This is a genomic window from Streptomyces atratus, assembly GCF_040655115.1.
Lineage (GTDB): Bacteria > Actinomycetota > Actinomycetes > Streptomycetales > Streptomycetaceae > Streptomyces > Streptomyces atratus_D.
Genome location: NZ_JBFAJH010000002.1, coordinates 340,378 through 359,236 on the forward strand (window position 1 = coordinate 340,378; position 18,859 = coordinate 359,236).

Annotated in this window: 15 protein-coding genes; 11 read left to right on the top strand and 4 right to left on the bottom strand. The window is 71.8% G+C overall.

Going from position 1 to position 18,859, the window contains the following annotated elements:
* The first annotated feature begins 53 nt into the window (after window positions 1-53).
* The 7 genes from AB0I23_RS04635 to sucD all read left to right on the top strand — a co-directional run bounded on the left by AB0I23_RS04635 (window position 54) and on the right by sucD (window position 9,558).
* Window positions 54-1,166: an ATP-binding protein gene (locus AB0I23_RS04635; protein WP_359106745.1), complete on the top strand. Its 1,113-nt coding sequence runs from the start codon at window positions 54-56 to the stop codon at window positions 1,164-1,166.
* Window positions 1,163-3,556 (top strand): DUF5682 family protein, encoded by a 2,394-nt coding sequence (locus tag AB0I23_RS04640; protein WP_359106747.1) that lies wholly within the window; start codon window positions 1,163-1,165, stop codon window positions 3,554-3,556. The genes AB0I23_RS04635 and AB0I23_RS04640 overlap by 4 nt, the downstream gene beginning before the upstream one ends.
* Window positions 3,557-3,645: 89 nt before the next feature.
* Window positions 3,646-4,788: a VWA domain-containing protein gene (locus tag AB0I23_RS04645; RefSeq protein ID WP_436846872.1), complete on the top strand. Its 1,143-nt coding sequence runs from the start codon at window positions 3,646-3,648 to the stop codon at window positions 4,786-4,788.
* Window positions 4,789-4,892: 104 nt separating this feature from the next.
* Window positions 4,893-5,846: a hypothetical protein gene (locus AB0I23_RS04650; RefSeq protein ID WP_359106751.1), complete on the top strand. Its 954-nt coding sequence runs from the start codon at window positions 4,893-4,895 to the stop codon at window positions 5,844-5,846.
* A gap of 105 nt (window positions 5,847-5,951) precedes the next feature.
* On the top strand, window positions 5,952-7,109 hold the full coding sequence (locus tag AB0I23_RS04655) for a hypothetical protein (RefSeq protein ID WP_359106753.1): 1,158 nt from the start codon (window positions 5,952-5,954) through the stop codon (window positions 7,107-7,109).
* A gap of 361 nt (window positions 7,110-7,470) precedes the next feature.
* Complete coding sequence (sucC, locus tag AB0I23_RS04660) at window positions 7,471-8,652, top strand: ADP-forming succinate--CoA ligase subunit beta (RefSeq protein WP_359106755.1); 1,182 nt, start codon at window positions 7,471-7,473, stop codon at window positions 8,650-8,652.
* A gap of 21 nt (window positions 8,653-8,673) precedes the next feature.
* On the top strand, window positions 8,674-9,558 hold the full coding sequence (gene sucD / locus AB0I23_RS04665; protein WP_359106757.1) for a succinate--CoA ligase subunit alpha: 885 nt from the start codon (window positions 8,674-8,676) through the stop codon (window positions 9,556-9,558).
* 107 nt (window positions 9,559-9,665) lie between these two features.
* Here the strand turns inward: sucD and AB0I23_RS04670 are convergent, their stop codons facing one another.
* Window positions 9,666-10,859: a sigma factor-like helix-turn-helix DNA-binding protein gene (locus AB0I23_RS04670; protein ID WP_359106759.1), complete on the bottom strand. Its 1,194-nt coding sequence runs from the start codon at window positions 10,857-10,859 to the stop codon at window positions 9,666-9,668.
* 125 nt (window positions 10,860-10,984) lie between these two features.
* Between AB0I23_RS04670 and AB0I23_RS04675 the strand changes: the two genes are divergently transcribed.
* Entirely contained in the window at window positions 10,985-12,655 is a 1,671-nt protein-coding gene (locus tag AB0I23_RS04675) for a cell division protein PerM (RefSeq protein ID WP_359106761.1), read from the top strand.
* On the opposite strand, the gene AB0I23_RS04680 is transcribed toward AB0I23_RS04675, so the two are convergent.
* A complete protein-coding gene (locus tag AB0I23_RS04680) occupies window positions 12,645-13,514 on the bottom strand; it encodes a hypothetical protein (protein ID WP_359106763.1) in 870 nt (289 codons plus the stop codon). The genes AB0I23_RS04675 and AB0I23_RS04680 overlap by 11 nt on opposite strands.
* A 323-nt stretch (window positions 13,515-13,837) precedes the next feature.
* Between AB0I23_RS04680 and purN the strand changes: the two genes are divergently transcribed.
* Window positions 13,838-14,494 carry a phosphoribosylglycinamide formyltransferase gene (gene purN, locus AB0I23_RS04685; protein ID WP_359106765.1) on the top strand — a complete coding sequence of 219 codons (657 nt, stop codon included), beginning with the start codon at window positions 13,838-13,840 and terminating at the stop codon, window positions 14,492-14,494.
* Entirely contained in the window at window positions 14,481-16,034 is a 1,554-nt protein-coding gene (purH, locus tag AB0I23_RS04690; RefSeq protein ID WP_359106767.1) for a bifunctional phosphoribosylaminoimidazolecarboxamide formyltransferase/IMP cyclohydrolase, read from the top strand. Before purN ends, purH begins: the two co-directional genes overlap by 14 nt.
* Window positions 16,035-16,366: 332 nt before the next feature.
* Here the strand turns inward: purH and AB0I23_RS04695 are convergent, their stop codons facing one another.
* Together AB0I23_RS04695 and AB0I23_RS04700 are read right to left on the bottom strand one after the other, a co-directional pair.
* Window positions 16,367-16,939 (bottom strand): hypothetical protein, encoded by a 573-nt coding sequence (locus AB0I23_RS04695; RefSeq protein WP_359106768.1) that lies wholly within the window; start codon window positions 16,937-16,939, stop codon window positions 16,367-16,369.
* A 134-nt stretch (window positions 16,940-17,073) separates the two neighbouring features.
* Window positions 17,074-17,664 (bottom strand): hypothetical protein, encoded by a 591-nt coding sequence (locus tag AB0I23_RS04700; RefSeq protein WP_359106770.1) that lies wholly within the window; start codon window positions 17,662-17,664, stop codon window positions 17,074-17,076.
* Between the two features lie 237 nt (window positions 17,665-17,901).
* Here AB0I23_RS04700 and AB0I23_RS04705 point away from each other — a divergent pair, with 237 nt between their 5' ends.
* Window positions 17,902-18,771 (top strand): bifunctional methylenetetrahydrofolate dehydrogenase/methenyltetrahydrofolate cyclohydrolase, encoded by an 870-nt coding sequence (locus tag AB0I23_RS04705; RefSeq protein WP_359106772.1) that lies wholly within the window; start codon window positions 17,902-17,904, stop codon window positions 18,769-18,771.
* The last annotated feature ends 88 nt before the right edge of the window (window positions 18,772-18,859 follow it).

Sequence of the window (18,859 nt, forward strand, 5' to 3'; positions counted from 1 at the left end):
GGCATGGTGCACGGTGGGAACCACGTCAGGTCGACCGATCTGGAGGGGGATCCATGACCGTGTCCGAAACCACCGCCGTCGTCGGCGTACAGGCCCTGCGACCGCATGCCGAGGACGCCTTCGCCCATGAGCTGAAGGCCCTTGCCGCAGCCGACGACCGCCCGCGGCCCGCCCGTTGGCAGCTGTCTCCGTGGGCCGTCGCCACCTACCTGCTCGGCGGCACCCTGCCCGACGGCACGGTGATCACACCCAAGTACATCGGCCCGCGCCGCCTCGTCGAGGTCGCCGTGACCACACTCGCCACCGACCGGGCCCTGCTGCTCCTCGGTGTTCCCGGCACCGCCAAGACCTGGGTCTCCGAGCACCTCGCGGCCGCTGTCAGCGGCGACTCGACGCTGCTCGTCCAGGGCACGGCGGGCACACCCGAGGAAGCCGTCCGCTACGGGTGGAACTACGCGCAGTTGCTGGCGCACGGCCCCAGCCGCGACGCACTGGTGCCCAGCCCGCTGATGCGTGCCATGTCCGAGGGCATGACCGCGCGGATCGAGGAGCTCACCCGCATCCCCGCCGATGTGCAGGACTCTCTCATCACGATCCTGTCGGAGAAGACGCTCCCCGTTCCGGAGCTGGGGCAGGAGGTCCAGGCCGTCCGGGGATTCAACGTCATCGCGACGGCCAACGACCGCGACCGCGGGGTCAACGAGCTGTCCAGCGCCCTGCGTCGCCGGTTCAACACGGTCGTGCTGCCGCTGCCCGCCACGCCCGACGCCGAGGTCGACATCGTGTCCCGGCGCGTCGACCAGATGGGGCGTTCGCTCGACCTTCCGGCCGCGCCCGACGGCACGGCCGAGATCCGACGGGTGGTCACGGTCTTCCGTGAACTGCGCGACGGCATCACGACGGACGGACGCACCAAGCTCAAGTCCCCGTCGGGCACGCTGTCCACGGCCGAGGCCATCTCCGTCGTCACCAACGGCCTGGCTCTCGCCGCCCACTTCGGCGACGGAGTGCTGCGCCCCGGCGATGTCGCGGCCGGCATCCTCGGCGCGGTCGTCCGGGACCCGGCGGCGGACCGGGTGGTCTGGCAGGAGTACCTGGAGACCGTGGTCCGGGAGCGGGACGGCTGGAAGGACTTCTACCGCGCCTGCCGCGAGGTATCCGTATGACCCGGGCCGCGCGTCCCGTCGGACCGCTGCTGCTGGGGGTGCGGCACCACGGGCCGGGCTCGGCCCGAGCCGTCCGTGCGGCGTTGGAAGCCGCCCGCCCGCAAGCGGTGCTCATCGAGGGGCCTCCCGAGGGTGACGCACTGCTGCCGCTGGCGGCCGACGAGCGGATGCGACCGCCGGTCGCGCTGCTCGCCCATGCCGTGGACGACCCGGGACAGGCGGCGTTCTGGCCCCTGGCCGCCTTCTCGCCCGAGTGGGTCGCGATCCGCTGGGCGCTGGCGCACGACGTGCCGGTCCGCTTCATCGACCTGCCCGCGGCGAACTCCCTGGCCATGACACAGGCGGCGGAACGCGAACCGGGCAGGGACGGGGGCGGGGAAGCGGACGGGCGCGTGGCCGGGGAGCCGGCTCCGGGATGCTCACCCGGGCATGCCCCGATCGACCCCATCGGCGTACTGGCCGAGACAGCGGGATACGACGACCCGGAGCGATGGTGGGAGGACGTCGTCGAACACCGCGCCCAGGGCGGTGAGGCCGTCGACCCACGGGCACCGTTCGCCGCGCTCGCCGAGGCGATGACGGCCCTGCGCGATGTGTACGGGGACGGTGGGCATCCCCGGGACGCCGTCCGCGAGGCGTACATGCGCATCCAACTCCGCAGGGCGGTGAAGGAGTTCGGTGACGACATCGCGGTCGTTTGTGGTGCCTGGCATGTGCCCGCGCTCGGTACGAGGACCACACTCGCCGCCGACAGAGCCCTGCTCAAGGGGCTGCCCAAGCTCAAGGCCGAGCTGACCTGGGTGCCTTGGTCGCATCGGCGGCTCGCCCGGCACAGCGGATACGGGGCGGGCATCGACTCGCCAGGCTGGTACGGACACCTCTTCGAGGTCGCCGACCGCCCGATCGAGCGGTGGATGACGAAGGTTGCCGGACTCCTGCGCGACGAGGACCGGTTCGTGTCGTCCGCCCATGTCATCGAGGCCGTCCGGCTCGCCGGGACCCTCGCCGCCATGCGCGGCCGCCCGCTGGCAGGGCTGAGCGAGACGACCGATGCGATCCGGGCCGTGATGTGCGAAGGCTCCGATGTGCCGCTCGCGCTCGTCCGGGACCGGCTGATCGTCGGCGAGACACTCGGCGAAGTGCCGGACACCGCCCCTGCCGTGCCCCTGCAGCGTGACCTCACCCGACAGCAGCGCACGCTCCGTCTCAAACCGGAAGCGCTGGAGCGGGAGTTGGAGCTCGACCTGCGCAAGGACACCGACGCGGCCCGCAGCCGGCTGCTCCACCGGCTGCGGATCCTCGCCGTCGGCTGGGGCGAACCGGCCACCGGGCGGGGGAGCACCGGCACCTTCCGGGAGAGCTGGCGGCTGCGCTGGGAACCCGAGCTGTACGTACAGGTCGCGGAGGCCGGTACCTGGGGCACCACCGTGCTCTCCGCAGCGACGGCCAAGGCCGGGTCCCAGGCGGTCTCGGCGACCGCACTCGCCGAGATCACCGCGCTCGCCGAGCGCTGTCTCCTCGCCGAACTGCCCGAGGCACTGCCCGTGGTGATGCGGGCCCTCGCCGACCGCGCCGCGCTCGACGCGGACGTCGGCCACCTCGCCGACGCCCTGCCCGCCCTCGCTCGCACCCTTCGGTACGGGGACGTGCGGTCCACGGACACCGCGGCGCTCGGCGAGGTCGCGGCCGGGCTCGCCGAGCGGATCTGCGTCGGACTGCCGCCCGCCTGCACCGGGCTGGACGCCGACGGAGCCGCCGAACTGCGCCGCAAGGTGGACGGCGTCCACACCGCGATCGGGCTGCTCGCCGGAACCGTGCCGGCCGACGGACTTCGCGAGCGCTGGGCCGCCGTGCTGCACAAGCTGGCCGCCCGGGACACGGTCGCGGGCGTCATCCGGGGCCGTTCGACGCGGCTGCTCCTCGACGACGGGCGGCTCGAAGAGGACGACGCGGCACGGCTGATGGGCCTCGCCCTGTCGCCCGGCACACCTCCGGCCGACGCGGCGGCCTGGATCGAGGGGTTTGTCGGCGGGGCCGACGGGGGCGGCATGCTCCTTGTCCACGACGAACGGCTGCTCGGCCTGGTCGACGCCTGGCTGGCCGGTGTCCCCGCCGACACGTTCACCGACGTGCTCCCGCTGCTGCGCCGCACCTTCTCGGCGTACGAAGCCGGCGTACGGCGCACGCTCGGCGAGCTCGTACGACGCGGTCCGGCCGCCCGGGCACCGGCGGCGACCGCCGCCGGGACGGCGGCACCCGGCTTCGGCCCGGGCCTCGACGAGGCGCGCGCGGACGCGGTGGTGCCGGTGGTGCGGCTGCTGCTGGGACTGGACGCCGAGGGCGCAGAGGGTGCCGAGAACGCCATGGAACCGCTGGGGGCAGCAGGATGACGACGGTCACGGGATCAAGCACGGGCGCGGAGCGGCCGGGAGCCGCCGGGCGGGGCGCGGCGGACGACGAACGGCTGCGCCGGTGGCGCATGGTGCTGGGCGCGGACAGCGCCGAGTCCACCGGGTGCACCCTGACCGGACAGGACGCCGCGATGGACGGTGCGCTGAACGCGCTGTACGGCGGCGGGGGCAGGCCCGGCAGCCGCAGCGGGAGCGAGCGCTCGGCCGGACTCGGCGCCTCCGCCCCGTCCGTCGCCCGCTGGCTCGGCGACATCCGCACGTACTTCCCCAGTTCCGTGGTCCAGGTCATGCAGCGCGACGCGATCGACCGGCTCGGTCTCTCCGCGCTGCTGCTGGAGCCGGAGATGCTGGAGGCTGTCGAGGCGGACGTCCACCTGGTCGGAACACTGCTCTCGCTCAACAAGGCGATGCCCGAGACGACGAAGGAGACGGCACGAGCCGTCGTACGCAAGGTGGTCGACGACCTGGAGAAGCGGCTCGCCACCCGCACCCGGGCCACGCTGACCGGCGCGCTCGACCGCTCGGCGAAGATCAACTGGCCGCGTCACCACGACATCGACTGGGACCGCACCATCCGGGCCAACCTCAAGAACTACCTCCTGCTTCCCGGCGGGGACGGGGCCGGCACGGTCGTCCCCGAGCGGCTCATCGGCTACGGACGCGCCGCGCAGGCGGTGAAGAAGGACGTCATCCTCTGCATCGATCAGTCGGGGTCGATGGCCGCCTCCGTCGTCTACGCCTCCGTCTTCGGCGCGGTGCTCTCCTCCATGCGTACGCTGCGGACCAGGCTCGTCGTCTTCGACACGGCTGTCGTCGACCTCACCGAGCAGCTCGACGACCCCGTCGACGTCCTGTTCGGCACCCAGCTCGGCGGCGGCACGGACATCAACAGGGCGCTCGCCTACTGCCAGTCCCAGGTCACCCGGCCCGCCGACACCGTCGTGGTCCTCATCAGCGACCTCTACGAGGGCGGCATCCGCAACGACATGCTGAAGCGGGTGGCCGCGATGAAGGCGTCCGGTGTGCAGTTCGTGACGCTGCTCGCCCTGTCCGACGAGGGAGCGCCCGCCTATGACCGCGAGCACGCGGCGGCGCTCGGCGCGCTCGGGGCACCGGCATTCGCGTGCACCCCCGACCTCTTTCCGGACGTGATGGCCGCGGCACTGGAGAAGAGGCCACTTCCCATACCGGACAAGGAGACCCATCAGTAACAAGGGTCTTGCGTCAACCCGGGAGGGTCGTGCAAGCATCGTCCCGTCGCCCGCGAAGGACTGCGCTCCGCAGTCCGCGCCATTCTGGGAGGGCTCACTCCGACGTGACCACAGCAGTTGTACGTTCAGTCGCCGACCCGCGCCCGGTGCGCGGGCCGGTCGGCCGTCGGCGCACGCTGCAGGTGATGCTGTTCCTGGGCGGACTGCTGGCGCTGGGCGTCCTCTTCGGGGCCGAGGCGCACGCGGAAGAGGCGCCCGTCCCGTCACATGCCGTCGTGAAGGCGGAAGTTGCGCACGAGGCCGGCGCGGCGGCCGCCCGGTCAGTCGTTCCGGACGCCGAAGCGGCCACGGACGCCACCGAGGCCTCGGCCGCGGTCGCGGCACGCGTTCCGGCCGCCCGGCCGGAGGAATCGCGGGCTGCCGAAAGGCTCGCCGTGCCTGACACCGCCCCTACCGCCCCTGCTCCATCCGTTGCCGCTGCGGCCACTGCGGGCTCCGCCACCTTTTCCGGCCTCCGGCCGGTCCCCGGGGCGGCGCGGGCCACTGCCCAGGACCTCGGCCGGCCGGTCGGCCGACTGGTCGGGAAGGCCGTCGGCACGGCTCTCGGCCAGGCTGCCGGGCTGCTCCCGGACCCGTTGGCACTGCCGACAGGACTGCTGCCTCCCCATTCCCCCATCGAGCCGCCCGCCCACGGCTCTGCCGAAGGCAGTGCCCCACGCCCCGCCGCACCCGCGCCTCGTCCCGTCAGCACGTACACCGCTGCGGCCGACCCGGGTCGGGGCTTCGCCGTCCTGCTGAGCGGCGTGACCGCGAAGGGGACGGAACGACAGGGCTCCGTGCCGCAGTACCGGCCGGCGCCCGGGCAGGTGCCGCTCGACCCCTGTGGCGGCTTCGGTGGCCCCGCCACCGCCGTGACGCACGTGCCGCGCGGCGGCGACCAGCACGCCGTCCCGTTCTCGGGTGGTGCCTCCTTCGGGCTCATACGCGGTGCCGGTCTTCCGGCCACCGCCGCCCCGATGCGTGACAGATCCGGCGAGATCGTCGAATTCCCCGGCTAGGGCAGGCCGTTCCCCGCCTCGACCTGCCGCGCGGGGGCGGAACAGGTCTGCCCGCTGTCCGGACTGCTCCGGACCGTCGAAACGCATGCGAAGGATCTGACACACATGCACAAGAACATCCGCCGTTCCATAGCTGTCGCTGCCACGGCCACCGGAATGTGGGCCCTCGGCACCGCCGCAGCCAGCGCGGACGAGCTGCCCGTCTCCGTCCCGCTGTCCACTCCCGATCACGCGGCCGACGCGACCGATGTGATCAATGGGGTCGACGGGGCCGAGGGCCTCGAGGACACCGTGCGGACGACGGCCGGCGAGGCGAGGACAGCTGTCGGGGACACGGTCTCCAAGGCCACCGAGGCAGCCGGCCGGGCCGGGCAGGTGACCGGCCTCAACGGGAAGGCCACCGGCGCCACCGGCACGGTCGGGAGCGCCGTCGACCGCGCCGTCGGCGGCGCGGACGTGCAGGGCGTGCCGGACCTGCAGGGTGTGCAGGACCTGTCCGGCGCGTACGGGACACAGGACCTGCAGGGCCTCCCCGGCTACGACGTTCCCTGGTTCGATGTCTCCTCGTACGGCGTCCCCACGTACGACGCCGTCCCGACCGCGCCCGACGCCCCGATCGACTACCTCTTCGGTCCGATCGAGCAGATCCCCGGCTACGCGCAGAACACCGTCCCCGGCGCCGTGGCCACGGCACGGAGCACCGCCCGCGGCGCTCTCGCGCAGGCCGGACCGCTCGTCGGGCAGACCTTCGACTCCGTGCTCCCGCCCGTGGTCGTCGACGCCGTATCCGCGGTGCTGCCGGTCGTCGGCCAGGCGCTCGAGGACGGCGGCACCCTCGTCCGGGGCGTTGTCTCCGAGGTTTCGCCGTTCGCCCACGGTGTCGTCGAACAGGACGCTCTGCCCTTCGTGCACGGCGTCACGCCCGAGGTCGCACCGTTGGCCGACGGGGTGGCAGGTGCGGTCCAGCCGTTCGCCGGGGGAGCCGTCGCCGAGGTGCAGCCGCTCGCCCAAGGGCTGACCGGGAACGCGGTCACACCGTTCGCCCAGGGCGTCACGGCCCTGGTGAAGCCGCTGGCGCAGGGTGTCGGGGCACAGGCGCAGCCGTTCGCCGCCGGTCTCGTCGGTACGGCGGGCGGCGACGCCCGTCCGGCCGTCGAGCACGCGGCGTACGGAGCGGCGGGTCCGGACTCGACCGCTCCCGCCTACCTGAGCGACGCGGAGGCCGCCTTCACCGCTCCGGAGTACTCGGCCCAGGGGATCTGAGACTCTTCGGAGCAGCGAACGTATGTCCCGGCCCGTGGCCGGGCGGTTCCCCGCCGTGTCAGGACCACTGCGTCCCGACCGTGGGGCCGCCCGGCCGCGGGCCGCCCTCGCTCCACCGTCGCGGCCCGTGTCGTTTTGTCCACCGCGACCCGGCCACCAGCACGGTCTGTGACCGTAATCACCGCCTCGGTGTGAGCTGTGATTTAGGGTCCTGCGGGGCTCGGGGATAACCTGCGAGATGGACATGCCGCGTACTCGGTAACCGTGTGCGCCTTCCTTGTGACAGAGCAGTCACGTTGCCCCTCGCGGCACGCCCACGCTGAAAACGAACCGCGAGACCACTGAAAAGGGACGGACGCGCGTGGACCTGTTCGAGTACCAGGCGAGGGACCTCTTCGCCAAGCACGGTGTACCGGTGCTGGCCGGTGAAGTCATTGACACGCCTGAGGCAGCCCGCGAGGCGACCGAGCGGCTGGGCGGCAAGTCTGTCGTCAAGGCGCAGGTGAAGGTCGGCGGCCGCGGCAAGGCCGGCGGCGTCAAGCTGGCCGCCACCCCCGACGAGGCGGTCGCCCGGGCGACCGACATTCTCGGCATGGACATCAAGGGCCACACGGTCCACAAGGTGATGATCGCCGAGACCGCGCCGGAGATTCTTGAGGAGTACTACGTCTCGTACCTCCTCGACCGCACGAACCGCACTTTCCTGGCCATGGCCTCGGTGCAGGGCGGCATGGACATCGAGGAGGTCGCGGAGAAGACCCCCGAGGCCCTCGCCAAGGTCCCGGTCGACTCCAACACCGGTGTCACGATCGAGAGGGCCCGCGAGATCGTCGCGCAGGCGAAGTTCCCGGCCGAGGTGGCCGAGAAGGTCGCCGAGGTCATGGTCACGCTGTGGGACACCTTCGTCGCCGAGGACGCGCTCCTCGTCGAGGTCAACCCGCTCGCCAAGGTCGCGTCCGGCGACGTCCTGGCGCTGGACGGCAAGGTGTCTCTCGACGAGAACGCCGACTTCCGTCAGCCGGGCCACGAGGCACTCGAGGACAAGGACGCAGCCAACCCGCTCGAGGCTGCCGCCAAGGCCAAGAACCTCAACTACGTCAAGCTCGACGGCGAGGTCGGCATCATCGGTAACGGTGCCGGTCTGGTCATGTCGACCCTGGACGTCGTCGCGTACGCCGGTGAGAACCACGGCAACGTGAAGCCCGCCAACTTCCTCGACATCGGTGGCGGCGCCTCCGCGGAGGTCATGGCGAACGGCCTGGAGATCATCCTCGGCGACCCGGACGTCAAGTCCGTCTTCGTCAACGTCTTCGGTGGCATCACCGCGTGCGACGAGGTCGCCAACGGCATCGTCCAGGCTCTCGCGCTGCTCAAGAGCAAGGGCGAAGAGGTCACCAAGCCGCTGGTCGTGCGCCTCGACGGCAACAACGCGGAGCTGGGTCGCAAGATCCTTTCCGACGCCAACCACCCGCTGGTGCAGCGTGTGGACACCATGGACGGCGCGGCCGACAAGGCCGCCGAGCTCGCCGCGGCTGCGAAGTAAGGGACGAGGGACTCCAACACCATGGCTATCTTCCTCACCAAGGACAGCAAGGTCATCGTCCAGGGGATGACCGGCGCCACCGGCATGAAGCACACCAAGCTCATGCTGGCCGATGGCACCAACATCGTCGGCGGCGTGAACCCGCGCAAGGCCGGCACGACCGTCGACTTCGACGGCACCGAGGTACCCGTCTTCGGCTCCGTCGCCGAGGCGATGGAGAAGACCGGCGCCGACGTGTCCGTCCTCTTCGTGCCGCCGGCCTTCGCGAAGGCCGCCGTCGTCGAGGCGATCGACGCCGAGATCCCCCTCGCCGTCGTGATCACCGAGGGCATCGCCGTCCACGACTCGGCCGCCTTCTGGGCGTACGCCGGTTCGAAGGGCAACAAGACCCGGATCATCGGCCCGAACTGCCCCGGTCTGATCACCCCCGGCCAGTCCAACGCCGGCATCATCCCGGGCGACATCACCAAGCCCGGCCGCATCGGTCTCGTGTCGAAGTCCGGCACGCTGACCTATCAGATGATGTACGAGCTGCGTGACATCGGCTTCTCGTCCGCCGTCGGCATCGGTGGCGACCCGGTCATCGGCACGACGCACATCGACGCCCTCGCGGCGTTCGAGGCCGACCCCGAGACCGACCTGATCGTCATGATCGGCGAGATCGGCGGCGACGCCGAGGAGCGCGCGGCGGACTTCATCGCGAAGAACGTCACCAAGCCGGTCGTCGGTTACGTCGCGGGCTTCACCGCCCCCGAGGGCAAGACCATGGGCCACGCCGGCGCCATCGTCTCCGGCTCCTCCGGCACCGCCCAGGCGAAGAAGGAGGCCCTCGAGGCCGCCGGCGTCAAGGTCGGCAAGACGCCGACCGAGACCGCCAAGCTGGCGCGCGAGATCCTCGGCGCCTGATCACCTCTTCGCGGGGCTGCCTCCGCACAGACGGCGCGGGCCCGTATCCCTCCTCCGGGGGTACGGGCCCGCGCCGTTTCGTGTGCGCCGACCGGAGCGCGCTCCGGTCATCTCAGGTCCGGGACCAGCCGCGCCGGGCCGCGGAAGGGCTCTTCGTGGAGTTTCTTCTGCACCTCCAGGTCCTGGGGGGTCAGCTTCTGGGGACCGCCGCGGGGAGGCACGCCGCCGACCCGCTCGGCGGGTGGGTCCCCGTACCGCACCGGAGACGTCACGATGGTGATCAGCGCGATTCCGACGATCAGGGCCGTCAGGGCGATGGCCGCCCGCGTCCAGAGTCTGGCCTTGTGCTCACTGCCGTCACGGATGGCATGGGGCGCAGGCATCGCGGCCACCGGCTGAGTGAGGGCGAGCGCGCCCAGTTGCTCGTGCAGCAGCGCCGACTGTCCGGTGGGTGATGAGGGTTCCGCCAGTTCGGGCACCTGCTCGGCCACCGCGGCGCGCGCGTTCATCAGCCGGCTCGCAGCCGCCGGAGTGCTCGCCTCCGTCTCCGCGGCGGTCTCCGGCAGGTCCAGGCCGACACCGTCGTAGAGGAGCAGGGTGCGACGGTACGACGGCGGCAGGTCGAGCATGGCGTCGAGCAGGGCGCGCGCGCCGGGGGCGGCGGGTGGCGGGTCGGGGTGGCGGTGCGCCCGGCGCAGCCGGTGCCAGGGCGACACCGCGTACTCGTATGCGGCCGCCCGTACCCAGCCCCCGGGGTCCCGGTCCACCGCGACCTCGGGCCAGCGTTGCCAGGCCTGCTCGAAGGCCCGCTCGACGGCCTCCTTGGAGAGGTTCCGGCGCCCGGTCAGCAGGAACGTCTGGCGGAAGAGGGCGGCGGCGTTGTGCGCGTACAGGGCGTCGAATGCCTCGGCGGGTGTGAGGGCGGGTGCCGGGGCGCCCGGCCGGTCGGTGGCCGCCCGGTCGTCCCCCCGCGCCGTTTCCGCCGTTTCCGGTGCCGGGGACGACGGCGGCTTCGTCAGGTCGGCCCGCTTGCCGTGACCACCCGAACGGGCGCTTTCCGGGGTGCCCTGCGCCTGCGTGCCGCCCGTGTCGTTCGAGCCGATCAGCTTCAGGTATGCCTCACGCTTCCGCCCCTGGGGGCCGGTGCGGCCCGCCTCCCACGCCCGGACCGTGGCCGGGGTGACGCCGATGGCCGCAGCGACCTGCTCCTCACTCAGTGACTTCGCCTCACGCAGCCGGCGCCGCTCCTCTGGGGAGGGCAGGGGGGAGGAAGCGGCCGCGTCGGTGGCGCTCCGGGTCATGAGGTGCCCCCGGCAGGCCCCCATGGGATGGAAAGGTACATAACCGCATATTGGGCGACACAGCGGCTAATGGCTCGTTACATGGATTGAGCGCGTGTCGTTGGGAGCATTGCGGTGTGATCCACATGACCGAACGCACCCCGTCGCTCTCGGCGGAGCAGGGAAGGGCAGCCGTACTGGCATCCGCGTCTCTGCGGGGGGTGCTTGCCGCAGGGCTCGGACTCGGCTCGCTCGCCGTCCTCGCCATGGTGGTGTGGATCAGCTCCCCGGCCCCTGACAGCGGCCCCGGCGGGGCTCTCCACACGGCGGCCGGGATCTGGCTGCTGGCGCATGGCGCCGGACTCGTCAGGACCGACACCCTCAGTGGCACCCCTGCCCCCGTCGGCGTTGTCCCGCTCCTGCTCACCGGGGTGCTGGTATGGCTGGTGCACCGGGCCGCCCGCGACGCGATGGAGCCCGGCGAGGGGCGCACCCTGCCGTCGGGCGCGAGCGCCTTCTGCCTGGTGACGGCCGGGTATCTGTTGGTCGCTACGGCGGTCGCCCTCTATGCGAAGGGCGGGCCGATGTCCGCGCGGCCGGGCTCGCTCCTGTTCCCGATGGCCCCCGTGGTGGCGGGTGGGGCGGTCTCCGGGGTGTGGGCGGCGGCCGGGCGCCCGATCGGACCGCCGCCGGCCTGGGCGCCGGTGCGGTTGCGCGAGGCGCTGGCACGGTCCCGGTTCGTGGAGCGGGCGGACGCGGTGCTTCGGTCGGCGGCGGCCGGGACGGCGGTGCTGCTGGGTGGCGGGGCGCTGCTCGTCGCGGTTGCCCTGGTGTGGCACGAGCAGTCGGTGCGGGACTCGTTCCTGCGGCTGTCCGGCGACTGGGCGGGCCGGGCCGCGGTCCTGCTGCTGGCGCTGGTGCTCGTGCCGAACGCGGCGATGTGGGGTGCCGCGTACGGGATGGGGCCGGGATTCGCCCTCGGTACGGCGTCCACGGTCACCCCGCTCGCCTTCACCGGGCGACCGGCTCTGCCGAACTTCCCGCTGCTGGCGGCGGTCCCCGCGCACGGAACCGGAACGGCTCCGAACTGGGCGGCCGCGGCGGTACCGGTCGCGGCCGGGGTGACGATCGCCTGGTTCACGGTACGAAGGGCGGCGCCCGCCCCTGGCACGGGGGAGACCGCGCTGACGGCGGCCCTGGCTGCGCTGGGATGCGGCCTCTGTGCGGCGGTGCTGACCGCGGCGGCGGGCGGTCCGCTGGGGACCGGGGCGCTGGCGGAGTTCGGCCCGGTGTGGTGGCTGACCGGCGCGGCGGCGGTGGCATGGACGGCGCTGCTCGGTGTGCCGGGGGCGCTGCTGCTGAGGGCGTGGCGGCTGCGGGGGTCCGGCAGCGACGGGGAGAGCGCCGAGGCGGTGGAGAAAGCCGACGCGGTGGAGAAAGCGGTGGCCCCCGCGGCACCTGTGGTGGTTGATGCGACGGTGCCCGGGCAGCCGGGCGGGCAGCCGGGCGGGGAACGGCGGCGACGGTGGTGGCCGCGGCGCAGGCCTGGGGGCGAGGACGCGGCTGCCGGGACGGAGTCCGGAACCGGACCTGCGCCTGGAGCCGGCTCCGTGTCCGCCCCCGCCCCGGCCTCCGCGCCCCGCAAGGAGGAGCACGCGGGCCGGGACGCCTACGACTTCCTGCCGAGCGATCCGTGGCAGGAACGAGCGGTTGAGGATTCCCCTTGGGCCCCGCTCCTCGCAGGGCCGGAAACGCCGTCGGCCCGGCCTCCGGAGGCCAGGCCGACGAGTGAACCGGGGGGAAGCGCTAGTTCTTGACGCCGAAGAACGGCTCCAGCGGCTTCGGCAACAGATCGTTGCAGGCCAGCTGTCCCGACTTGGTGAGCGCGTCGTTCACGCAGGTGTAGTAGTCGCGGTAGACCAGCTGCACCGTGAATGTCATCGCGACGATCGACAGCGCCAGCAGCGCCGTGACGAGCCCGCTGACCGCAGCCGTCGTCTGCGGCCTGCTCTGGTTCTGTGCGTACGGCGCACCGGGTCCGGAGGCCGGAGCGACTGACGGAGCGGAGCCCGTACCGGAGGAACCGGCGGCGCTCCCGGCAGCGCCGTCCGCCGCCGTCGCGCTCTTGGGCTTGGCGCGCAGCGCGCTGATCGACCAGTACACGGCCAGCGCGCCGAGCAGCAGCGCGATCTCCGGGAAATCGAAGAGCGCGAAGAAGAAGGCCCACATGCCGGAGAGCAGCGCATAGCGGGCGCGGCGCTGGGCGGGGTCGGTCGGGTCCCAGCGCAGTCTGCCGGGGTTGTTCTCGGGGCCGCCCGGGCCGTTCGGTCCGCCCTGGCCACCGGGACGGCCGCCGAAGCCGCCGCTCTGACGGCCCGGCTGGTGGCTGCTCCACTGGCTGCCCCAGACGGGGCGGTCGTCGGAGGAGCCGTCCTCCGGTGCCCGGTCGCCGTTTCCGGTCACCTTTCCGTCGCCGTTTCCGTCGGCCCCGCCGTTCGACGGATGGCGGGGCCGCCACGGCTGCTCGGGGCGGTTCTCCGGCGGTGCGGCGAACGGGTTGTCGTCCTTGTCCGGGGAAGAGGAGGAGCCCGTGGGGGACCGGCCTTCCCTCAGCAGCAGTGAGGACCGCTCGGGCAGGGGGAGGCGGAAGGCGGTGCGGCGGCGTCGGTCCGGCATATGGTGAACGTCTTCCCCATCTCGTCATTTCCGCCCTGCGGGCGGTTCGCTGTCCCCTGACGCTACCTCCCGGCCATCAGGGGCCGAAAGCTGGGAGCGGGGCTGCGGCTGCCTGTGCCTTCCGCCCGGCCCCCTCTTCTCCTTCGGTCCGGCCCCTCACCCCCGTCCCGTGGAGGTCCCTCGATGTGCCGGTATCGTTGCTGACGGTCGGCTCCTTCGTAGAGTTCCCCGTATCCAGGGGCGCGATTCTTTCGTACGACCGTACAAATAGCGTCGCTCCGCTTCACCACGCGAGGCTTCACCACGCGAGAAAGGGCCCAGCCGTGGCCTCCCCGCCCTCCTCCGCCGCCCCGGCCCGCCTGGTCGTACTCGTCTCCGGCTCGGGTACGAACCTCCAAGCCCTGCTGGACGCGATCGGTGACGACCCTGCGGGCTTCGGTGCCCAGGTCGTCGCGGTCGGCGCCGACCGCGACAACATCGTCGGTCTGGAACGGGCCGAGCGCGCCGGGCTGCCCACCTTCGTCTGCAAGGTCAAGGACTACGCCACCCGCGAGGAGTGGGACGCGGCGTTCGCCGCGGCCACCGCGGCGCACCGCCCGGACCTCGTGGTGTCCGCGGGCTTCATGAAGATCGTGGGCAAGCGGTTCCTCGCCGAGTTCGGCGGCCGGTTCGTCAACACCCACCCCGCCCTGCTCCCCAGCTTTCCCGGCGCCCACGGAGTGCGCGACGCCCTCGCGTACGGCGCGAAGGTCACCGGGTGCACCGTCCACTTCGTCGACGACGGTGTCGACACCGGTCCGATCATCGCGCAGGGCGTGGTCGAGGTGACCGAAGAGGACACGCCGGAGGGCGAAGCCGCTCTCCACGAACGCATCAAGGAAGTCGAGCGCAAGCTGCTCGTCGAGGTCGTGGGGCGGCTCGCCCGTAACGGCTATCGCATTGAGGGACGAAAGGTTCATCTCGGTCATGTCGGTGAATAAGCCCATCCGCCGCGCCCTGGTCAGTGTCTACGACAAGACGGGGCTCGAAGACCTCGCCCGCGGTCTGCACGAGGCGGGCGTCGAGCTCGTCTCCACCGGTTCGACCGCCGGGAGGATCGCCGCCGCCGGTGTGCCGGTCACCAAGGTCGAGGAGCTCACCGGCTTCCCCGAGTGCCTCGACGGCCGCGTGAAGACGCTGCACCCGCGCGTCCACGCCGGCATCCTCGCCGACCTGCGCCTGGACGCCCACCGCGAGCAGCTCGCCGAGCTGGGTGTCGAGCCCTTCGACCTCGTCGTCGTCAACCTGTACCCGTTCAAGGAGACCGTCGCCTCCGGCGCGTCCGACGACGAGTGCGTCGAGCAGATCGACATCGGCGGCCCGTCGATGGTCCGCGCCGCCGCCAAGAACCACCCGTCCGTGGCGGTCGTCACCAGTCCGGAGCGGTACGCCGACGTCCTTGTCGCGGTCGCGGCGGGCGGTTTCGACCTGACCGCCCGCAAGCGGCTCGCCGCCGAGGCGTTCCGGCACACCGCCGCGTACGACGTCGCCGTCGCCTCCTGGTTCGCGGAGGGCTACGCCGCCGCCGACGACTCGGGCTTCCCCGACTTCTTCGGTACGACGTACGAGCGCAGCAACGTCCTGCGGTACGGCGAGAACCCGCACCAGCCCGCCGCGCTCTACACCTCCGGCTCCGGCGGCCTGGCCGAGGCGGAGCAGCTGCACGGCAAGGAGATGTCGTACAACAACTACACGGACACCGACGCCGCGCGCCGGGCCGCGTACGACCATGCCGAGCCCTGTGTCGCGATCATCAAGCACGCCAACCCGTGCGGCATCGCGATCGCCGACGACGTCGCCGAGGCGCACCGCAACGCGCACGCCTGCGACCCGCTGTCCGCCTTCGGCGGCGTCATCGCCGTCAACCGTCCGGTGACCGTCGCCCTGGCCGAGCAGGTCGCGGAGATCTTCACCGAGGTCATCGTCGCCCCGGCGTACGAGGACGGCGCGGTCGAGATCCTCACCCGCAAGAAGAACATCCGCGTGCTGCGCTGCCCCGACGCCCCGAGCTCCGAGGTCGAGGTCAAGCCGATCGACGGCGGCGCGCTGCTCCAGGTCACCGACCGGCTCCAGGCCGACGGAGACAACCCGGCCAACTGGACCCTCGCCACCGGTGAAGCGCTCTCCGCGGACGAGCTCGCCGAGCTCTCCTTCGCGTGGAAGGCCTGCCGCGCGGTCAAGTCCAACGCCATCCTGCTCGCCAAGGGCGGCGCCTCGGTCGGCGTCGGCATGGGCCAGGTCAACCGCGTCGACTCCGCGAAGCTCGCCGTCGAGCGGGCGGGCGAGGAGCGGGCGCGCGGCGCGTACGCCGCCTCGGACGCGTTCTTCCCGTTCCCGGACGGCCTGGAGATCCTGACCGCGGCCGGCATCAAGGCCGTGGCCCAGCCCGGCGGTTCGGTCCGTGACGAGCTGGTCGTCGAGGCCGCGAAGAAGGCGGGCGTGACGATGTACTTCACGGGTACGCGGCACTTCTTCCACTGAGTGGTCCGAAACGCCGAGGGCGTCTCGCGGAGTCGGTCTCCGGGAGGCGCCCTCGGCGCTGTCCGATGTTCTTCCGGGCGGCGGCCGACGCCGTCCGCAGCGGTCCGGCGGGCCCGTCGCGGTCGGTGTTCCCGACGGGCGGACCCGCTCTGGAGACGGTGACCTCGGCGTTCGTCGCCCAGGCGTCGGCCCTGCCCGCGCTGCACCGCTCGCGCTCGGGGACCGGCCGGCCGGCGGGGGCGCAGAATGGCCGAAGGCCGTAACCCGCAACGGGCTACGGCCTTCGGCCATTCTGCGCCTGTGTACTGCGTCGACCGCAGCGGTCGGTCGGCTCAGGCGCGCGGGCGCTGGAACCAGGCGGCGCCGTCCGACTTCGCCACGAAGACGATGATCAGAACGCCGAGCGCGATGGTGACGATGCCCAGGGGCAGCTGGAAGATGCCCCCGAGGCAGATGAACGCGCCGTAGACGATGGCGCAGACGCGGGTGGCGTTGCCGCCGGACTTCATCTTGAGCGCCAGCGCGACGGAGAGCCCGGCGAAGATCAGCGCGAGCACGGCGACGAACGCCAGGATGCCCTTGCCGAAGTTCTCGAGCGTCTGGGTGTCAGCCGTGGTGCCGGCATTGTCGACCGCGTCGGAGACGGCGCTCATGCCCGCGAAGGCGATGATGGCGCCGATGATCTGGAAGGCGGCAACCACCCACAGCATCACGCGTGCTGCCTTCACGCCGCCCGGCATCTCGACCGGTGCGCCGGGAAAGCCGTAACCGGGCTGGACGGGCGGGGCCTGCGGGTAGCCGTATCCCTGCTGCGGCACACCCTGCGGGGCCTGCTGGGGGTAGCCGTAGCCCGGCTGCCCACCCTGCGGCTGGCCATAGGGGTTGTTCGGGTCGCCGAAGCTCATGGCGAATTTCCTCCGTTGCAAAAAGTGCGGGGACGACGCGGTCCGCGCGGAGGAACGGTGCACAATCAGAACGGCCTGTCCCCCCGACACTGCCCGCGGTGCTGCGAAGGCGGGCCGGCAGGCCCGCGGCCGGATCAGTACTGCGGCTGCTGCTGGCGGTTGAACCAGGCGTTGCCGTCGGCCCTCGCGACGAAGACGATGATCAGCACGGCGAGAACCGTGTGGACGAGACCGAAGATGACGAACGGGTAGATACCGAGAATCGCGGTGATCGCACCGAAGACGATCGCCGTGATGCGGATGCCGTTGGTCCCCTTGCCGAACTTCACGGCCAGGAATACGGCAAGGACGCCCCACAGCACTGCGAAGGCCACGATGCCCCACAGGGCAGCGCCGGAGAAGTCGGCAAGCTGCTGGAACTGAACGTCGTCCTTGAGCGTCGCGTCGTTCTTGGCGGCGTTCACGGCCGCAGCGGCGATCGCGAAGATGACCGCGCCGATGACCTGCAGGCCAGTGATCACGTAGAGCATGACCCGGGCCGCCTTCACGCCGCCCGGCATCTCGGTGGGCACGCCAGGGAAGCCATGGCCGCCCTGCACCGGCGGGGCCTGCGGGTAGCCGTATCCCTGCTGCGGCACACCCTGCGGGGCCTGCTGGGGGTAGCCGTAGCCCGGCTGCCCGGCCTGCGGCTGGCCATAGGGGTTGTTCGGGTCGCCGTTGCTCATGGCGAAATTCCTCCGTTGACAATTTGCGGGGACGACGCGGTCCGCGCGGAGGAATGGTGTGCAATCGGAACGGCCTGTCCCCCCGACACTGCCCGCGGTACTGCGCGGCTCATCGTGGTCTTGACATCGGCTTTTTGTCCAGTCAATAGCCGTATGTGTTGTGCAAGCGCAACCTGATGGCAACCGGCGACACCCAGAATTGGTATGCGGGCGGGGTCATCCGCGAGGATGGGCACCATGACTGCCCAGATTCTCGATGGCAAGGCCACCGCAGCCGCGATCAAGTCCGATCTGACCGTCCGCGTGGCGGCCCTCAAGGCGCAGGGCATCACCCCTGGCCTGGGAACCCTGCTTGTCGGGGACGACCCGGGCAGCCGGTGGTACGTGAACGGCAAGCACCGCGACTGCGCGCAGGTCGGTATCGGCTCCATCCAGCGCGAACTCCCCGACACCGCCACCCAGGAGGAGATCGAGGACGTCGTACGGGAGCTCAACGCGAACCCCGACTGCACGGGTTACATCGTGCAGCTTCCCCTTCCCAAGGGCATCGACACCAACCGTGTCCTGGAACTGATGGATCCGGCCAAGGACGCCGACGGTCTGCACCCGATGAACCTCGGCCGCCTCGTGCTGAACGAGACGGGTCCGCTGCCGTGCACCCCGCAGGGCGTCGTCCAGTTGCTCCGCCACCACGGTGTGGAGATCAACGGGGCGCACGTCGTGGTCGTCGGCCGCGGTGTCACCATCGGCCGCTCGATCCCGCTGCTGCTGACCCGTAAGTCCGAGAACGCCACCGTCACCCAGTGCCACACCGGTACGCGTGACCTCTCCGCCCAGCTCAAGCAGGCCGACATCATCGTCGCCGCCGCGGGTGTGCCGCACATCATCAAGCCCGAGGACGTGAAGCCGGGCGCGGCCGTGCTCGACGTCGGCGTCAGCCGGGACGAGAGCGGCAAGATCGTCGGCGATGTGCACCCCGGAGTGGCCGAGGTCGCCGCGTGGATCTCCCCGAACCCGGGCGGTGTGGGCCCGATGACCCGCGCCCAGCTGCTCGTCAACGTGGTCGAGGCGGCCGAGCGCGACGCGTCTGCCGCGTCTGCCGGCTGATCCGATGCTGACCTGATCCGGAAGGAACCCCATGGGTGCTGGTACGAGTCCGGCCGATCCGGCCGGTGCGGCGGACCGGGCGATTCCG

What these genes read in the sequence shown, in the direction of transcription:
- AB0I23_RS04635 (WP_359106745.1), top strand. Translation starts at nt 54, where the DNA reads ATGACCGTGTCCGAAACCACCGCCGTCGTCGGCGTACAGGCCCTGCGA.
- AB0I23_RS04640 (WP_359106747.1), top strand. Translation starts at nt 1,163, where the DNA reads ATGACCCGGGCCGCGCGTCCCGTCGGACCGCTGCTGCTGGGGGTGCGG.
- AB0I23_RS04645 (WP_436846872.1), top strand. Translation starts at nt 3,646, where the DNA reads ATGGTGCTGGGCGCGGACAGCGCCGAGTCCACCGGGTGCACCCTGACC.
- AB0I23_RS04655 (WP_359106753.1), top strand. Translation starts at nt 5,952, where the DNA reads ATGCACAAGAACATCCGCCGTTCCATAGCTGTCGCTGCCACGGCCACC.
- sucD (WP_359106757.1), top strand. Translation starts at nt 8,674, where the DNA reads ATGGCTATCTTCCTCACCAAGGACAGCAAGGTCATCGTCCAGGGGATG.
- AB0I23_RS04670 (WP_359106759.1), bottom strand. Translation starts at nt 10,859, where the DNA reads ATGACCCGGAGCGCCACCGACGCGGCCGCTTCCTCCCCCCTGCCCTCC.
- AB0I23_RS04675 (WP_359106761.1), top strand. Translation starts at nt 10,985, where the DNA reads ATGACCGAACGCACCCCGTCGCTCTCGGCGGAGCAGGGAAGGGCAGCC.
- AB0I23_RS04680 (WP_359106763.1), bottom strand. Translation starts at nt 13,514, where the DNA reads ATGCCGGACCGACGCCGCCGCACCGCCTTCCGCCTCCCCCTGCCCGAG.
- purH (WP_359106767.1), top strand. Translation starts at nt 14,481, where the DNA reads ATGTCGGTGAATAAGCCCATCCGCCGCGCCCTGGTCAGTGTCTACGAC.
- AB0I23_RS04695 (WP_359106768.1), bottom strand. Translation starts at nt 16,939, where the DNA reads ATGAGCTTCGGCGACCCGAACAACCCCTATGGCCAGCCGCAGGGTGGG.
- AB0I23_RS04700 (WP_359106770.1), bottom strand. Translation starts at nt 17,664, where the DNA reads ATGAGCAACGGCGACCCGAACAACCCCTATGGCCAGCCGCAGGCCGGG.
- AB0I23_RS04705 (WP_359106772.1), top strand. Translation starts at nt 17,902, where the DNA reads ATGACTGCCCAGATTCTCGATGGCAAGGCCACCGCAGCCGCGATCAAG.